This is a genomic window from Sphingomonas sp. CFBP 8765 (genome assembly GCF_014841445.1).
In the GTDB taxonomy this organism is placed as follows: Bacteria; Pseudomonadota; Alphaproteobacteria; order Sphingomonadales; family Sphingomonadaceae; genus Sphingomonas; species Sphingomonas aerolata.
In genome coordinates, this window is the sequence record NZ_JACYTY010000005.1 from 175,580 (window position 1) to 191,768 (window position 16,189).

The 16,189-nt window shown below is 67.7% G+C and carries 20 protein-coding genes; 11 read left to right on the forward strand and 9 right to left on the reverse strand.

Annotation, left to right across the window (positions count from 1 at the left end):
- The first annotated feature begins 1,020 nt into the window (after positions 1 to 1,020).
- On the forward strand, positions 1,021 to 1,680 hold the full coding sequence (locus tag IFT87_RS14145; RefSeq protein ID WP_249403359.1) for a PEPxxWA-CTERM sorting domain-containing protein: 660 nt from the start codon (positions 1,021 to 1,023) through the stop codon (positions 1,678 to 1,680).
- A 128-nt stretch (positions 1,681 to 1,808) separates the two neighbouring features.
- On the opposite strand, the gene IFT87_RS14150 is transcribed toward IFT87_RS14145, so the two are convergent.
- From IFT87_RS14150 to mdcA, 9 genes are all read right to left on the reverse strand, one after another.
- Entirely contained in the window at positions 1,809 to 2,147 is a 339-nt protein-coding gene (locus IFT87_RS14150; protein WP_192190971.1) for a hypothetical protein, read from the reverse strand.
- A gap of 52 nt (positions 2,148 to 2,199) precedes the next feature.
- Positions 2,200 to 2,775 carry a GAF domain-containing protein gene (locus IFT87_RS14155; protein WP_192190972.1) on the reverse strand — a complete coding sequence of 192 codons (576 nt, stop codon included), beginning with the start codon at positions 2,773 to 2,775 and terminating at the stop codon, positions 2,200 to 2,202.
- A 152-nt stretch (positions 2,776 to 2,927) separates the two neighbouring features.
- On the reverse strand, positions 2,928 to 3,839 hold the full coding sequence (locus tag IFT87_RS14160) for an acyltransferase domain-containing protein (RefSeq protein ID WP_192190973.1): 912 nt from the start codon (positions 3,837 to 3,839) through the stop codon (positions 2,928 to 2,930).
- Complete coding sequence (gene mdcB / locus IFT87_RS14165) at positions 3,836 to 4,672, reverse strand: triphosphoribosyl-dephospho-CoA synthase MdcB (protein WP_192190974.1); 837 nt, start codon at positions 4,670 to 4,672, stop codon at positions 3,836 to 3,838. The genes IFT87_RS14160 and mdcB overlap by 4 nt, the downstream gene beginning before the upstream one ends.
- Entirely contained in the window at positions 4,669 to 5,298 is a 630-nt protein-coding gene (mdcG, locus tag IFT87_RS14170; protein ID WP_192190975.1) for a malonate decarboxylase holo-[acyl-carrier-protein] synthase, read from the reverse strand. Before mdcG ends, mdcB begins: the two co-directional genes overlap by 4 nt.
- The gene (locus IFT87_RS14175) at positions 5,298 to 6,014 is read right to left on the reverse strand and encodes a biotin-independent malonate decarboxylase subunit gamma (RefSeq protein WP_192190976.1); all 717 of its coding nucleotides are present in this window, start codon (positions 6,012 to 6,014) and stop codon (positions 5,298 to 5,300) included. The genes mdcG and IFT87_RS14175 overlap by 1 nt, the downstream gene beginning before the upstream one ends.
- The gene (locus tag IFT87_RS14180; RefSeq protein ID WP_192190977.1) at positions 6,001 to 6,960 is read right to left on the reverse strand and encodes a biotin-independent malonate decarboxylase subunit beta; all 960 of its coding nucleotides are present in this window, start codon (positions 6,958 to 6,960) and stop codon (positions 6,001 to 6,003) included. Before IFT87_RS14180 ends, IFT87_RS14175 begins: the two co-directional genes overlap by 14 nt.
- Positions 6,957 to 7,274, reverse strand: a complete 318-nt coding sequence (gene mdcC, locus IFT87_RS14185) for a malonate decarboxylase acyl carrier protein (protein ID WP_056408413.1) — start codon at positions 7,272 to 7,274, stop codon at positions 6,957 to 6,959. The genes IFT87_RS14180 and mdcC overlap by 4 nt, the downstream gene beginning before the upstream one ends.
- 11 nt (positions 7,275 to 7,285) lie before the next feature.
- Positions 7,286 to 8,932: a malonate decarboxylase subunit alpha gene (mdcA, locus tag IFT87_RS14190; protein WP_192190978.1), complete on the reverse strand. Its 1,647-nt coding sequence runs from the start codon at positions 8,930 to 8,932 to the stop codon at positions 7,286 to 7,288.
- Positions 8,933 to 9,097: 165 nt separating this feature from the next.
- On the opposite strand from mdcA, the gene madL reads away from it, so the two are divergent.
- From madL to IFT87_RS20200, 10 genes are all read left to right on the forward strand, one after another.
- On the forward strand, positions 9,098 to 9,541 hold the full coding sequence (gene madL / locus IFT87_RS14195; protein ID WP_192190979.1) for a malonate transporter subunit MadL: 444 nt from the start codon (positions 9,098 to 9,100) through the stop codon (positions 9,539 to 9,541).
- Between the two features lie 11 nt (positions 9,542 to 9,552).
- Positions 9,553 to 10,317 (forward strand): malonate transporter subunit MadM, encoded by a 765-nt coding sequence (gene madM, locus IFT87_RS14200; RefSeq protein ID WP_056022622.1) that lies wholly within the window; start codon positions 9,553 to 9,555, stop codon positions 10,315 to 10,317.
- 4 nt (positions 10,318 to 10,321) lie between these two features.
- A complete protein-coding gene (locus tag IFT87_RS14205; RefSeq protein WP_159510552.1) occupies positions 10,322 to 11,011 on the forward strand; it encodes a GntR family transcriptional regulator in 690 nt (229 codons plus the stop codon).
- Between the two features lie 162 nt (positions 11,012 to 11,173).
- Entirely contained in the window at positions 11,174 to 11,368 is a 195-nt protein-coding gene (locus IFT87_RS14210; RefSeq protein WP_192190980.1) for a hypothetical protein, read from the forward strand.
- A 94-nt stretch (positions 11,369 to 11,462) separates the two neighbouring features.
- A complete protein-coding gene (locus tag IFT87_RS14215; protein WP_031440051.1) occupies positions 11,463 to 11,792 on the forward strand; it encodes a hypothetical protein in 330 nt (109 codons plus the stop codon).
- Positions 11,793 to 11,832: 40 nt separating this feature from the next.
- Complete coding sequence (locus IFT87_RS14220) at positions 11,833 to 12,198, forward strand: CsbD family protein (protein WP_031395490.1); 366 nt, start codon at positions 11,833 to 11,835, stop codon at positions 12,196 to 12,198.
- A 4-nt stretch (positions 12,199 to 12,202) separates the two neighbouring features.
- Entirely contained in the window at positions 12,203 to 13,735 is a 1,533-nt protein-coding gene (locus IFT87_RS14225; protein WP_192190981.1) for a PAS domain S-box protein, read from the forward strand.
- Positions 13,732 to 13,944: a CsbD family protein gene (locus IFT87_RS14230; RefSeq protein WP_192190982.1), complete on the forward strand. Its 213-nt coding sequence runs from the start codon at positions 13,732 to 13,734 to the stop codon at positions 13,942 to 13,944. The genes IFT87_RS14225 and IFT87_RS14230 overlap by 4 nt, the downstream gene beginning before the upstream one ends.
- A gap of 33 nt (positions 13,945 to 13,977) precedes the next feature.
- Positions 13,978 to 14,856 carry a hypothetical protein gene (locus IFT87_RS14235; protein ID WP_192190983.1) on the forward strand — a complete coding sequence of 293 codons (879 nt, stop codon included), beginning with the start codon at positions 13,978 to 13,980 and terminating at the stop codon, positions 14,854 to 14,856.
- Between the two features lie 243 nt (positions 14,857 to 15,099).
- Positions 15,100 to 16,185, forward strand: a 1,086-nt coding sequence (locus tag IFT87_RS20200) for an Ig-like domain-containing protein (RefSeq protein ID WP_206757230.1), incomplete at its 3' end; no start/stop codon positions are given.
- Between the last annotated feature and the right edge of the window lie 4 nt (positions 16,186 to 16,189).

Consider the following 16,189-nt stretch of genomic DNA (forward strand, 5'->3'; position numbering starts at 1 on the left):
TTCGCGTGCTCGGGCAGTCGATCTTGTGGGGATTACATTCTTATTGAACGCATCCGGGCAGCGAATCAGGATCGCACCTGAACTCCATCGTGCCGTTTTGGTTCTCAATCAGTTTGCAACTACCCGCCAGCTGCGAGCGCAGGAAGATTGGGACAATCAAGGAGCTCGGGGAGCCTCGACGTAGGCCGGTGGCCAGCATAGCCCGTCATCAAATAAACGACGGTTGGGTCACTCTTCATGTCTTGTTAACCATAAGAAAACAGGACTTATTGCGCGCTTCGACGGTGCGAAACGCGCCGCGGAGCAGAGGGTGTTTCAATGGTAATGATCCTGGTGGGCTGGGCCGGCTCTTCCGTCGCAGCGTTTCTCGTTCTCGGGTACGCCGCTCACAAGCTCAAACACGTATGAAGCGGGGACTGGGCTAGGATCCACCCGCGTTTTATCCGGACGAGGACGGGCTCGATCGGGGAGCCGCTCGAGAGCGTCGAGCGACTGACGACGGGCCGACCTGCACCTACCGAACAGTTGATCGGAAGAAGCGGACGCCGCCTCTATGTCGCGCGTGGCGGCAAGGCCGGGTCCGTCGATGAGCACCCTTGTCTCCTTCGCTGAGACGTTCGGAGCTTCCGATCGCACCTTCGGCTGCCTAGCCAAACGCGATGCGATTTCTGGTCATCGATCACGATCATGCATGTCCGATGGCGCTTTTCATCCGTAAAATCATAAGGCGCGGCGACCGCCGCCAGTTGCGACACCGCATCCGTCACGATCGGGCTGGAAAACTTCCGTCGGGAAGTGGAGCACCTGCGCCTTTCCCGATCGGTAGGGGAAGCTGGACCACTCCCGCCGCTTGCTCAGGGCAATTCGCATCAAATAAGCGACGTATCCAAGGATATACGGAGGTCTCCTATAATCCGATTGGAGTAGTGCGTCTTAAGCCATTAGGATTATCGTCGAGAATTCCGGAGTATGATAAGGAAGGAATGGCGACGCTGGTTGCCGACTTTCGAGGATAGTCCCATGATAAACAAGGCAATCATAGTCGGAATGCTTGGATTTACGGCAATTTGTGCGACACCCGCTGCAGCTGTATCAATCATGGATCCGACCGACGACTTCATTCCGTCATATACTGCGGGTCCGCGTTTTGCAGATCTCGACGTCACAGGCTTCTCGGTCAGTTACGACGGTATGTCGCAATTGTTCACGCTAGGCGCCACTTTCGCCGGGAATATCGATCCGCAGACGGCGGGTCTGTACATTTTCGGCGTCAACACCGGTACAGGCATCGCCAGACCTTTTGCCTCGATCGGTCAACCCGATGTGATCTTCAATCAGGCCATCGTGATACAGAAGAACGGCACCGGATCGGTCGGTCCAAACGCCTTGGACCCAGCTGGTATTTCCATCGCGGGAAACATGCTGACAGCGCGGGTTCCGCTCGCCTTGTTGCCGAGCACGGGCTTTGGGCCAACGCAATATGGGTTTAATCTCTGGCCCCGAAACGGTGTGGGTAACGTCAACCAGATTACAGATTTTGCACCTGAAAATGCGACCGTTTCGATCGGCGCGGTTCCAGAGCCGGCAACGTGGCTCATGATGCTCGTCGGCTTCGGGGGCGTCGGCTTCAGTCTCCGCCGGCGCATCGGTAAAGTCGTCACGGGTACTACTTACGCCTGATCCCGATGACAGTTCATACTAAATAGAGCCGCCGCCCTTCATCGGTCGGCGGCCTTTCAGTCCAGCGTCATCTTCGTCTGATATCTTACCCCAGAGTAAGGGCGTCGAGGATCAGGCAGCGTGCTGGACTACATAATCGCCGAAGGGGTGCCGAGTGCGACAATATGCTCGACGGCGTCCTCGGTAATTTCCTCGGCACCCTCCAGCCCAAATTCGCCGAGATAGGACCAGGCGACCCACCCGACATATCTCGGCAGGCCCGGAATGGCGAGGCCGACCGATCGGCCGATCGTCACGCCATAATCCGCTTTCACCCGAAAACCACGCGTGGAGACGCCCGTCACGGTCGCGGGTATCATTTCGCCCAGAGGGGTGATCAGAAGCGCCCCCAGGTTGACGAGATGCCGGGATGCGCAACGACGTTCGATCAGCGCCGGCGAGATATCGCTCGCGATTTTGCGATACATATTCATTTCGAGGCACGTCCGGGCAGTCTACGTTGTTGCGCACACGTGGCCATCACGGTCGCTGGCTTTGCATCGAAGGCTGGACTTCCTTATCGCCTTCGCGATCGACGTCGGTCTGCTTGCTTATGGCGTGGACAATCGCCTCTGCTTCCTTCTTCAACGCGATGATCCGCGCCCTGTCGTCGTCCGTGATGAAGTCACGGGGTTTTTCATCGAAGACGCACAAGGCTCCGAGTACGGTGCCGTCTTCGTCGCGTAGCGGCGCACCGATATAGAACTGAATGCCCTCGATCGTGTCGACGAAGGGGTTACCGGCGAAACGCTCGTCTGCGCCCGCGTCCGGAACGATTGTCAGTTCGTCGGGGGATAGAATGGCATGCGCACAGAAGGACGTTGACCTCTTATATACACCGGCCTCGAAACCCGCTGCCGACAATACATAGGTCGAGTCCTGATAGACGATGGTGATGGCTGCGGACTTTGCCTTCAGGGTATCGCGGACAGCATCCAAGATCGGCCGGAATCTGCCGACATGCGGACTTGCGATGAGATTGCTTGTCGCAATGGCCCTTTCGCGCTCGCGTTCATTCTCCGGCTTATCCGCCATGATGTAGAACGAGATCGACATATCATATCCTAGCCCTATGTGCCCAATCGAGCAGATAGGGAGCCTAAGCGTCCGTTTGCCCGGCCTATGACGATATAAAGCAATAGCTAACAAAGGGTTGGCATCACCGCCCGCCCTATCGAACGGCACCCTCCCCTTGTCTCTCCCGACGTTCAGCGGGCAATCCAGGCGGTGATTCCGGCGGGGCTGCGGAAGTCGTCGACTGCGCGGACGTCGAGCGTGGGATAGGCGGCGCGGACCATGTCGGCGAGCGCGGTGCCGGGGCCCAGTTCGAGCAGACGGTCGACGCCGCGTTCGACGAGGGCCTCGAGCGTGGCGGCCCAGTCGATCGTCGTGTCGAGCTGGGCCGCGAGCCCTGCGATGCCGGCGGCGCCGCGGACGATCGCGGCATCGGTCGCTCCGATCAGCGTGCGCCCCCGGATCGGCCGCGTGGGCTGAGCTTCGAGCAGCGCGGCTTGGAACGGGGCGACCGCAGCGGACAGGCGACGGGTGTGCGACGCGACGCGGACCGCGATCGGGCGAGCGGTCGCTGCGCCCTGAGACAGTGCCGCGTCGCAACAGGCGGCGACCTGCGCGCGGGTGCCACCGATCACGAAGAGCAGACCGGGATTGACGATCGCGATACCGCAGTCGAACCGAGCGACGAGCGCCTCGACCGCCGCGCGCGGCAGGCCGCGGACGAAGCCGAGGCCATCCTCCGCGCCGCCGGCCGAGTCCATCGCCGCCGCTCGCGCCGCGGTGAGCCGCAGCGTGGCGGCGAGCGACCACCGGCCGGCAATGCCCCAGGCGGTCATCTCGCCGACGCTATAGCCCGCGACCAGCGCCGGACCGATCGGTTCGAGACACGCCGCCGCCGCCAGCCCGCGCGCGACGCACAGGATCTGGCTCGTCGCGTTCGCGTGGAGCCGGTCGTCCGCGGCGGTCCGGACGAGGTGATGGACGTCCTGTCCGAGGATCGCGGCGGCCTCTGCGAGGATCGGCGCGGCGGCGGGCTCGTCGACGAACAGGTCGAACATCGCGCGGTCCTGCCGCCCCTGCCCCGAACAGAGCAGCGCGAGCGTCACGCGTCGTGCGCCGCGACGAAGAACGTCATCGCCAGCAGGTCCGCACAGCCCCCCGGACTGAGCCGCCGGGCGACGAAGCGGTGATGAACCGCGATCGCGCGCGCGCGCCAGTCCGCCGCGGCGATGCCCCCGGCTGCGAGGAAGGCGCGGGCCTCGTTTTGCGCGAAGGCGAGACCCGCGGGGCCGCCGCGATAGAGGAGATTGGTGTCCGCGACGCCGACGATCAGCGCCATCAGGACCTGCACCGCCTGCGCGTTCCGGTCGTCGCGCCGCAGGCGCCGCGCGGTGGCGAGCGCGGGCAACGCGGTGGCGTAGAGCGCGGGGAAGCCGGCGGCGGCCTCGGCGCGTGCACCGCCCGCGGCATGGCGGCGCGCGACCGTGGTGCCATGGCTGTGCAGCGCGACGGGGCCGCGCAGGATCTCCGCGCCCCAGTGCTGCGCGACGATCGTCCCGAGCGGTGCGGCGATGCCATAGCGCGCGCGGAACCCCGCAGCGGCGCAGAGCAGGCCCATGCCGAAGATCGCGCCGCGGTGCGTGTTCACGCCGCCCGTCGCGACCATCATCGCCGCCTCCGCCGCGATCCCGATCGCGCGCAGGCGGTCCATCCCCGCGCCCGCGGCGCCCGCCTGGGCCAGAGCGGCGAGATAGGGGGCGAGTGCGTCGGCGCTGCGGTTCATCATCGCCGCATCCATGTCGTCATGCGCGCCCGGATCCACCGGGCTGACGAGGCCGGGCTTGGGATAGGTCGCGATCTCGCGCCTGAGGCACAGGGCGGCGGCGTGGCCGATCGCGTCGGTGTCGACCGCGGGTGTCGCCGCGACAAGCGCGGTCATGCGAACACCGACGCGCGCGGGGTGACGCCGTTCGCGTGCGCCGCCTTGACGAGAAGCTCGGGTGCGTCCGACGCCCATTCGCGCCATTGTACCGCATGCCCTTGTGGGGTGAGCAATTCGCCGTCGATCCGCATCGGTGCGGTCGCTCCGATGGTCAGAAGCGCGCGGGCACGTGCGGTCGCGGTGCGCTGATCCGCCACCGTCCAGAGCAGGTCGAGATCCGAACCCGGCGACAGATAGGCCAGCCCTGTCAGATGCGCCCAGGCGAGGCTGCCGAAACAGCGCGTGTCCGGGTCCAGCGTGACGAGCGCGGCGATGCTGTCCTGCCAGGCGGGGGGTGCCGCCGCCGCCGCATCGCGCAGCAGCGGCGGCGGGGCGTCGGCGCGGATCGCGTCGGGGGGCACGGCGAAAGCGAGCCGCTGCTTGCCGATCGACGGCGGCAGCGGCAGCCCGAGCGGGACCAGGCACGGCAGTTCGCCGACGACCGGCCGCCGCGCGATCAGCGGGCGGTCGTCCCTGGCCCAATCGGCCAGCAGCGCCGGGGCGTTGGCGAGCCCGTGCGCGGCGAGGATGGCGGGCCAGCGCTGCGGGTCGATCCAGACCAGCCGGTGTCGGTCGAACCGCATCAGCGTCGCGCCGCCATATCCACCTCGTCCGCGATCGCCGCGGCCTTGGGCCGGCCCTGGCGCTCTGCCCCGAGCGTCGCGCGCGCATCGTGGTCGCGCGGCGTGGCGAGCAGCACCGCGAGCTGATCCGCCAGGCTGCGCTGCGGATCCCAGAGCTCGGCGACGCCGCCGACGCTGACCAGATTGTCGAGGCCGGGGGCGAAGACCGGGGTCGTCTTCGCCTTGTCCTCGAGCAGATCGATCGACAGCTTGGTGACGCGCGCCATCGAGGCGAGGTCCATGACTTCGGGATGTGCGCCGGGCAGCGCGACGAGCGTGTCGCAGGCGAGCGCGGTGGCGATGAACGCGCCGGCCGCGCCGCCGCCATAGAGCAGGCCGATCGTGCGGTGGCCGCGCGCCTCGGCGAGCAGCAGCGACTTGGCGAGATGCGCGAGATATTCGCTGAGGCCGAGCAGTTCGTCGCGCCGGCTCATCCGCTGGCTCGCGCTGTCGACGAGAAAGAGGATCGGCGCGTCGTCGTCGCTGCGTGCGATCGCGAGCACCGCGGCGGACAGGCGGATCGCCTGGTCGATGCCGATCGGCGCGCGGGCGGTGGCGCCGATGACATGCACGCCCCGTCCGTCGGGCGACGTGCCGCGACCGAACAGCAGGTCGCCCTCCGCGGTGACCGCATGGCCGGCCGGAAACAGCGAATCGAGGATCTCAGCGGGCGTCATCGGCGCTCTCCCGGTACTGGGCGGCTAGGGTCGCGAACGCGGCGGAAGGCATGTCGGGGATCGCCTGCGGGTCGTCGATGCCGAGCGTGCGCCAGATGTCGGTCGCGTCGGCGGCGTCGCCGAACCGGGCGATGCGGCGTTCGAGGCGGTCCTGTTCGGCCGCCAGCGTGTCGATATCGAGACCGGGTCGCTCCCCTCTCCCGAACGGGAGGGGGGCGGCGTTCCGGACGGAACCCGCCCTGGCTGGTCGCCCGAGCGCCGCGAGCATCGCCGCGCGAAATGCCGCCGCATCGTCGTCGACGAACAGGTCGGCGCCGCCGATCAGCGTGCGGTGCTTGCCACCCATCGTCCGCCAGACCAGGGCGCGGTCGCGGGAGTCGAATTCCTCGACGCCCTTGTTGGTCTCGATCACCTCGGGGCCGGTGACGCTGATCCGCCCCTGTTCGGATATGATCAGCGTCGAACAGCAGCCGGCGATCAGCCCGCCACCGCCATAGCAGCCCGCGCGCCCGCCGATCAGGCCGACGACGCGCACGCCGGCGATCCGCGCCTCGGTGACCGCGCGCATGATCTCGGCGATCGCGATCTCGCCGGCATTGGCCTCCTGCAGACGGACGCCGCCGGTGTCGAACGCGATCACGACATCGCGGTTAAGGGCCTTGGCGGCTCGGAGCAGCCCGGTCAGCTTGGCGCCGTGCACCTCGCCGAATGCGCCGCCCATGAAGCGGCCCTCCTGCGCGGCGATCAGGATCGGCGTGCCGTCGACCGTCGCAGCGCCGACGACGATGCCGTCGTCAAACTGCGCGGGCAGGTCGAAGATGCCGAGATGCGGGCTGGTCTCGCGCCGCTCTGGGCCGACATACTCGGTGAAGCTGCCGGTATCGACCAGCGCCGCGATCCGCTCGCGCGCGCCTGCCTCGTACCAGCTCTGATGAAGGTTGCTCATGCTTCGGGCTCCTCGATCATGCGGACGGCCTGGGCGAGGCGCAGCGACACCGTGTCGGGGCGCGCGCCGCCATCGTTGATCGCGATCCGCAGGCCGCCGGCGGCGCGCCGGCCGACGAAATCGGCGACCACCGCGTCCCACAGATCGCGAAAGCCGTGCGCCGCGGTGCTGATCTCGATCGCGCACCGATCGGCCGCGGCACCGCGCTCGACCAGCACTTCCAGATTGCCCGACGCGACCACGCCGACCAGTGCCATCGCGCGTGTGCCGCCCGCGGGCACGGGCGCGGCGATATCAAAATGCAGGATTTCCATGCTTCTATCCCCTACCAGTTCCGGAACCGGCTCGGCGGCCGGTAGAGCCCGCCCGAGGCGAGCATCAGGTCCTTGATCGAACGCGCGGCCAGCATGTTGCGGTTCGCGTCGAGCGGGTCGATGCCGAGATCCTCGGGCCGCTGGATGATCTTCCGCTCGCGCAGCCGCTCGACCATCGCCCTGTCGCGGCCGCGGCCAATCTCGGTAAAGCCCGCCACGCCGCGGATCGCCTGTTCGCGCTCGTCCGCATTGCGGCAGAGCAGCAGGTTGGCGATGCCCTCCTCGGTGACGATGTGCGTCGTGTCGTCGGCATAGACCATGATCGGTGCGAGATCGAGATCGAGCTTCTCCGCGAGTTCGAGCGCGCCGAGCTTCTCGACGAACAGCGGCGCATTGCCCTCGCCGAACGTCTCGCCGATCTGCACGACGAGCTTCCGGCCGCGGCGCAAGGGTGCCGCGGTGTCGGGATCCGCCTCCGCGCCGGCCTGCAACCAGGGAGCGCTCGGATGGCGCCGGCCGCGTGCGTCCGATCCCATATTGGGCGCGCCGCCAAAGCCGGCGATGCGGTTCGCGGTGATCGTCGAGCTGTGCCCGGCAAGATCGATCTGCAGCGTCGAGCCGATGAACATGTCGCAGGCATACAGCCCTGCGGTCTGGCTGAAGGCGCGGTTCGAGCGGAGCGAGCCGTCGGGTCCGGTGAAGAAGATGTCGGGCCGCGCGGCGAGATAATCCTCCATGCCGACTTCGGAGCCGAAGCAATGGACCTGCTCGACCCAGCCCGCCTCGATCGCGGGGATCAGCGTCGGATGCGGGTTGAGCGCCCAGTGCGTGCAGATCTTGCCCTTCAGCCCGAGCTTCTCGCCATAGGTCGGCAGCAGCAGCTCGATCGCCGCGGTGTTGAAGCCGATGCCGTGGTTCAACCGGCGCACGCCGTAAGGCTGATACAGCCCCTTGATCGCCAGCATCGCGGTCAGGATCTGAGTCTCGGTCATGGCGGCCGGATCGCGCGTGAACAGCGGCTCGACATAGAAGGGCTTGCCCGCATCGAGCACGAAATGGACCTGGTCGCCGGGGATGTCGACGCGCGGCAGCGTATCGACGATCTCGCCGACCTGCGCGATCACGAGGCCGCTGCCGAAGCTCGTCGCCTCGACCACGGTCGGCGTGTCCTCGGTATTGGGGCCGGTATACAGATTCCCGTGACGATCCGCGCTGACCGCGGCGATCAGCGCGACCTGCGGCGTCAGGTCGACGAAATAGCGCGCGAACAGTTCGAGATAGGTGTGGATCGCGCCGAGCTTGATCTTGCCGCCGAACAGCATCTTCGCGATCCGCGCCGATTGCGGGCCGGAATAGGAGAAATCGAGCCGCTTCGCGATGCCGCTGTCGAAGACGTCGAGATGCTCGGGCAGCACGACGCCCGATTGCACCATGTGCAGATCGTGGATCCGTTCGGGATCCATCGCGGCCAGCCCCCGGGCCAGCACGTCCGCCTGTTTCTGGTTGTCGCCCTCGATACAGACCCGGTCGCCGGGCCTGAGCACCGCTTCGAGAAAGTCGACGAGCGTTTCGGGATCGACCAGCTTGCCGGTGGCAAAGCCCCGGCCCGCCGCGATCCGCTCCTCGCGCATCTGCTTGCGCGTATTCCATTGCCGCACCGCATCGCCTCCTGACGCTTATTCTGGCTCTCTTGTATTCGCTATTGCTCCAAACGCAACCCTGTGCATACTTAACGACGTATAAGACGCCAGATCGAATACATTGAGAGGATATGCCATGAGCGAGTCCCTACCCGTTGCCGCCACAGACGCCGGACGCGGCGCATGATCGCCGGAGTCGCGCTGCTCGCGATCTGTACGCTGATCGGGCAATTGCTCGGCGAAGGCCTCGGCGTGCTGCTCGGCGTGAAGGCCAATGTCGGCGGAGTCGGCATCGCGATGATCCTGCTGATCGCCGCGCGGATGTGGCTGAAGACCCGCGGCCGCTACAATGAGGGCGTATCGCGCGGGATCGGATTCTGGGGCGCGCTCTATATCCCGATCGTCGTCGCGATGGCGGCGCAGCAGGATGTCGTCGCCGCGGTCGAGGGCGGCCCGATCGTGCTGATCGCGGGCGTCGGCGCGCTGCTGCTGTGCTTCAGCGCGGTCGCGATCATCAGCCGGCTCTCGGGCACGCCCGAGACGATGGACGAGATTGAGGCACGCGAGACGCGTAAAGCCGAGATAACGATCGCCGCCGGATCCCCCGCCCCGATCACCCCGCGCTGAGGACCGAACGCATGGAAATGATCACCAAGGTCCTGACCGCCAATGCACTGCTCACCGCGTTCGCGGTCGTCGGCATCGTCATGTGGCTGTCGAACATCCTGTCCGCCAAGCTGACGATGGGCCGGGTCCATGGCTCGGCGATCGCGATCCTGATCGGCCTCGCGCTCGCCTTCTGGGGCGGGATCGCGACGGGCGGGCACAAGGGGCTCGCCGATCTGCCGATGCTCGCGGGGATCGGGCTGATGGGCGGCGCGATGCTGCGCGACTTTGCGATCGTCGCGACCGCGTGCGAGGTCGATGTCGAACAGGCCAAGAAGGCGGGGCTGATCGGCGTCGTCGCGCTGCTGCTCGGCACGATCCTGCCGTTCATCGTCGGCGCGCTGGTCGCGGCGTCGTTCGGCTATACCGATGCGGTGTCGATGACGACGATCGGCGCGGGCGCGGTGACCTATATCGTAGGTCCGGTCACCGGGGCCGCGATCGGGGCAAGCTCGCCCGTGATCGCGCTGTCGATCGCGACGGGCGTGTTCAAGGCGGTGATGGTGATGGTCGGCACGCCGTTGGTCGCAGGGCTGATCGGGCTCAACAACCCGCGCAGTGCGATGGTGTTCGGCGGGCTGATGGGGACGGTCAGCGGCGTGTCGGGCGGGCTTGCTGCGACCGACCGCCGGCTCGTCCCCTATGGTGCCTTGACCGCGACCTTCCATACCGGGCTAGGATGCCTGGTGGCGCCGTCGATCCTCTATCTGATCGTCCGCGCGATCGTGGGGGGCTGACAGCGTGGCGGATATCGAGAGCGAAGACACGGGGCTGCTGTCCGACCGGATCCGCAACGCGCTGACCGATGCGATCTCGTCGGGCGAGCTCGCGCCCGGTACGATGCTCGACGAACAGCAACTCGCCGACCGCTACGGCGCCTCGCGTACCCCGGTCCGCGAGGCGCTGCGCCAGCTCGCGACCAGCGGGATGGTCGAGGTCCGCCCGCGTCGCGGCGTCATCGTCCGTCATGTCACCGCCGAGGAGGTGATGGACATGTTCGAGACGATGGCGGAGCTCGAGGCGGTGTGCGTCCGGCTCGCCACCTACCGGATCACGCCGCTCGAGCGCAGCCGTCTGCTGCGGGTCCACGAGGCGAGCGAGGCGGCGGTCGTGGCGGCCGATGTCGACGCCTACGACGCGCTCAACCGTGAGTTCCACGAGGCGATCTACCGCGCGGCGCACAATGACTTTCTTGCCGACCAGGCGATCGCGGTGCGGACGCGGCTCAACGCCTTCCGCCGGATGCAGCTGCGCCAGGACCGCCGCCTCGCCAGCTCGCGCGCCGAGCATGACGCAGTGATGCGCGCGATCGCCGAGGGCGATGGCGACGAGGCGGCGCGGCGGATGCGCGCGCACATGCTCAACGCCGCGAGCGCGCTCGACAGCTATATCGCGCACCAGGACGCCGCGCACGCCAAGCCGGCGGGATGATCGCCCGGCCTGGTGGGTTCCTCCGCGTATGAGTCCTCCCTCCCCCCGGAGGCATGCGGCGCCGACTGGGATATCTACCCAGTGCACTGGTCCTTTCCGATCAAGCGGCGGCTCCGCTGACGGCCTAAGGTCGCGGCGACGACCATTGGGAAAAGCAGGACGATGACGGATCAGGACGACGACCGGCCGCCGCAGACCGGGGGGACCGGAGAGGCCGCCTATTTTGACGCGCGCGCCGACTGGCACGAGCGGCGCGCCAGCGTGGCGACCGATGCCAGCACGGTGACGCTGCATCGCCGGTTTGCGCGATTGTACCGGGCGCGGGCGGCCGATCCTCTAGTATATGAGTACCCATGATTAGCGCATAAATACCAGGAACTTACGTCCCGTTTCACGCTTTATGCGTCCGATCCGGAAGCAGTTGCGCTCCTGGAATGTCGGGAGCCCGATCATGAAGAGCCTGTCTGCGACGATCGCCTCGCTAGTGTTGATGACGGGAGTCGTCGGCTGTGCGGCACCGGCGACGCGCATATCCTCGGGGTTGCAGCGCTACGGGCTCGACGCGCCGCGCGCGGATTGCGTCGGCGAACGGCTCCAGTCGCGCCTGTCGCTCGGGCAGCTCCAGCGGCTCGGCAAGGCGGCCGCGGCGTATCGGCAGAACGACACGACGCCGGGGGCGCTGACGCCGTCCGACCTGATCCGTGTCGCCTCCGAACTGCGCGACCCGGCGATCGCACTCGAGGTCGGCAAGGCCGCGGCGGCATGCCGTGTCCTGCCCTGAGTCGAATTGACGTTTCCCCACTTTCGAGAAGGACAAGACGATGAACAAGGACGAATTCCAGGGCGGCGCACGCTATGTCGGCGGCAAGGTTGAGAAGACGATCGGCGATACCGTCAGCAGCCGTGACTGGCAGGTCGACGGCGTCGTCGATCAGGTCGCGGGCGGCGCACAGAATCTCTACGGCCGCGCGAAGTCCGCGGTGGCCGATGCGGTCGATGGCGCCCCGGAGCTCGCCGACAAGCTTGGCAGCGACGCCCGCGAGGCCGCCGACCGCGCCGGCCAGCTGGCGCGACAGGGCGCGCGGACCGTGCAGGAATCCGCCGAGGACGCACCGTTGCTCTGGGCACTCGGCGCCGCCGCGATCGGCTATGGCCTGGCCTGGCTCGTCCACGGCCAGCGCGACTGATCGGATGACCGCCGTCCCCGCCCTCAAGTCGCTCCGCGACTCCGCCGATCTGCGCCATCTGCGCCAGATCATCGCGGGGCTCGACGAGGGCGTGATCCTGATCGATCCGGACCAGTCGATCCTGTGGGCGAACGCTGCGGCGCTCGCGATGCACGGGGTCGACGCGGTCGAGGATCTGGGGGCGACGGTCGACGCCTATCGGGCGAAGTTCCAGCTGCGCTATCGCAACAACCACCGGTTGGGCGACGATGACTATCCGATCGAGCGCGTCGTGTCGGGCGAGGCATTTTCGCAGGTGGTGGTCGAGGTGGCGGTCGCCGGCGAGGACAGCCCGCGCTGGGTCCATCAGGTCCGCAGCCTCGTCCTGACCGACGACCAGGACGAGCCCGAATGCCTCGTGCTCGTCATCCAGGATGTCTCGGCGCAGTTCGAGGCGGAAGACCGGTTCGAGCAGTCGTTCAACGCGAACCCCGCACCCGCGGTGATATGCCGGCTGTGCGATCTGAGGTTCGTGAAGGTCAATCAGGGTTTTCTCGACATGACCGGGCATGAGCGCGACGGGGTGCTTGCGCGCACGCTCTACGATCTCGACATCCTCGCGCATGCCGACAAGCGCGACGTCGCGAAGCAGCGGCTGTGCGAGGGGCGGACGATCCCGCAGATGGAGGCCGAACTCGACCTGCCCGAAGGCGGCACCAAGCTGGTGATCGTCGCGGGCCAGCCGATCGATCTGGCCGAGCAGGCGTGCATGCTGTTCACCTTCGCGGACCTCGAACCGCGTCGCAAGGCGGAGACCGCGCTGCGCCACAGCGAGGACCGGTTCACGCGTACCTTCTCGCTGGCGCCGGTCGCGCTGGCGATCGGGACGCGCGATGGCCACCGGCTGTGCGACGTCAACGAGGCGTTCACCGAGCTGACCGGCTATACCGCGGCGGACATCGTCGACCAGCCGCTTGGGGTCGTCGATCTGTGGGAGACCGGTGCGATCCAGCACGAGATCGAGGGCGAGATCGCCGCCGACCGCCCGATCCGCGACCGCGAGCTCCGCCTGCGGCTCAAATCGGGTCAGGTGATCGACGGGATCGTCTCGAGCGAACCGATCCAGCTCGGCGGCGAACCGTGCATGCTGTGGGCGATGCGCGACATCAGCACGCGCAAGGCATCCGAGCGCGAGCTGGTCCATGCGATCGAGGCGGTGATGCAGGATACGAGCTGGCTCAGCCGGTCGATCATGGAGAAGCTGGCGCGGATCCGGACGCCGCAGGCCGATCCGGTCGGCGTCGGGCTCGACGAGCTCACTCCGCGCGAGCGCGAGGTGCTGGCGCTGATCTGTCGCGGGCTCGATGACAAGTCGATTGCGCGGACGCTCGACGTCTCGGGCAACACGGTGCGCAATCACGTCGCGCGGATCTATTCGAAGATCGGGGTCAACCGCCGCAACGCCGCCGCAGCCTGGGCGCGCGCGCGCGGCTTTGACGGGGACTCGCTGCCTGCGCGTCATCCAGCCGATGCGGCAAGCAAGGAGGTCGCAGCATGACCGACGACACGACACCCGGCGGCAAGACCGGCAGCAGGACCGGACGCGCACGCCAGGCCAAAGGCTCTGTCCAGGAGGCGATCGGCAAGATTATCGGCGACCCCGGTGTCGAACGCAGCGGCCGCCGCGAAAGCAAGGCCGGCGCGCAGCAGGCCCAGGCCGAGCCGCATGAAGCGGACCATTCCATCGACCGCGACGGAGCCGACTGACGCCGTCGCGAACACTATTCAACAGGAGCATCTATGACGATCACCACGACACCCGGCGTTCTGCCGGCCGACGACCTGCGTCTTGCGAAGACGCCCAGCCGCATATCCTGGGGGGCGATCTTCGCGGGCGTCGTCCTCGCGATCGCGGTCCAGCTCGTGCTGGGCATCCTCGGCACGGGCATCGGCCTGACGCTGGTCGATCCGGTCGAGGGGACCACGCCGGGCGCTGCGGGCTTCGGCATCGGTGCCGGGCTGTACTGGGTCGTCACGACGATCATCGCGCTTGGTGCGGGCGGCTATGCCGCCGCGCGCGTTGCCGGCGTGCATGACCGGTTCGACGGGCTCGTTCACGGCCTTGTGGTCTGGGGCGTGACGCTGATCCTGACGCTGTACCTGCTGACCTCGGCGGTCGGCGGGATCATCGGCGGCGCCTTCCGTACCGTCGGCTCGGTCGCGACCGCAGCCGGGACCGGGATCGGGGCTGCTGCGCCCAAGGTCGCCGACGTCGCCGGCGTCGATACGGGCGACGTCCGCGAAGAGGCGGCCGCCTATCTGTCGGACGCACCGTCGGATCCTGCGCAGATGACGTCGGAACAGGCGCAGAAGGAAGTCGCCAAGCAGCTTCCCGCACTCGCCCGCGGCGGGCCGGACGGCGCGCGTGCCGAGAGCCGCATCGTCGACATCGTCGCCGCGCAGCGCAAGATCGCCCGTCCCGAAGCCCAGGCTCAGGTAACGCGCGCCAAGGCACAGTTCGTCAAGACCAAGGACGAGACGATCGCGACCGCCAAGTCGGCGACCGACACCGCCGCCGGCGCCGCTGCGGGCACGTCGTTCATGGTCGTGATCGCGCTGCTGATCGGTGCCGCCGCCGCAGGGGCCGGCGCGACCGCCGCGACGCGCCGCCGCATCTGATCGCGATCAACCGATCCTATCTCGTGCGCTGCCGGATCCTCCGGCGGCGCCTTATTTTTTGGCCCGCGCGCTGCCGTGCCATGACCTTGGCCGCGGAATTGATTCCGATAGCGGAATGGTTGCGGCCCCCCGACCGCGCCGCGCTTTGTCCCTCTCGAGAAGTCAGCAGTTTCGAAGGTCGTCGACGTGCCCGCTGGGGCCGTCGGCGCCGCGGCGCTGCTGACCCGCACAGGAGGATGAAGCATGGACGTACACGTCATCTCGAAGGCAACCGGGGCTGTCACGCGCGTATCGGGAGACGCCGTCAGCCTCGATGCGCCGAGCGTCATCCGGCTCGATCTTGCCCGCTCCGAAGTCGCGGGGTTCGAGCGTGAGGGCAATGCGCTCATCGTCCGGTTGACCAATGGCGACCATGTCGAGGTCGCCAATTTCCATCCTGAAGATGCCGGGGTCGCACCGCATGATCTCGTCCTGAACGAACCCGGCGGCACCATGTGGCAGGCGCGCGTCGCGCCGGGCACGCCGCGCTTCGTCCCGCTTGAGGATCCCGAGGATCTGGTCGCGGCGGCGGGCGGCGGCGGTGGCGCCTCGCTCGCGCTGCCCGCTGCCCTGCTGGGCGGGGTGGTCGCGGCAGGCGGCGCGGCGGCGGCACTGGGCGGCGGCGGCGGCTCGGATACCCCCGCGACCCAACCCGATCCGGCCACCCCGCCCGTCACGCCCCCCCCTGTGACGACCCCGCCTGTCATCACCCCGCCGGACACGACACCTCCCGCCGCTCCGAGCGTCACGATCGCAAGTGACGGCACGGCCGTCACCGGGCTCGGCGAGGCCGGCGCGACCGTCATCGTGCGCGATCCCGCGGGCATTGTGATCGGCAGCGTCGTCGTCGCGGCGGACGGCGGCTTCACGGCACCGCTGTCGCCAGCGCAGGCCAATGGTGGAAATCTTGCCGTCACGCAGACCGATGCTGCCGGTAATGTATCCCCCGCCGTACAGATCGCTGCGCCCGATACCACCGCACCCGGCGCACCCGAAGTGGCGATTGATGCTGGTGGCGCGACGATCACGGGTCGGGGCGAAGCGGGCGCGACCGTCACGGTGCGTGATGCTGCGGGCAATGTGATCGCCAGCGTCGTCGTGGCAGCGGACGGCAGCTTCGTTGCGCCACTGTCACCGGCGCAAGCTAATGGCGGCAGCCTTGCCGTCACGCAGACCGACGCCGCGGGCAATGTCTCCCCCGCCGTGCAGGTCGCTGCGCCCGATACCACCGCACCCGGCGCGCCCGAGGCGGCGATCGACGCCGGTGGTGCGACCGTCACCGGGCGCGGTNTGT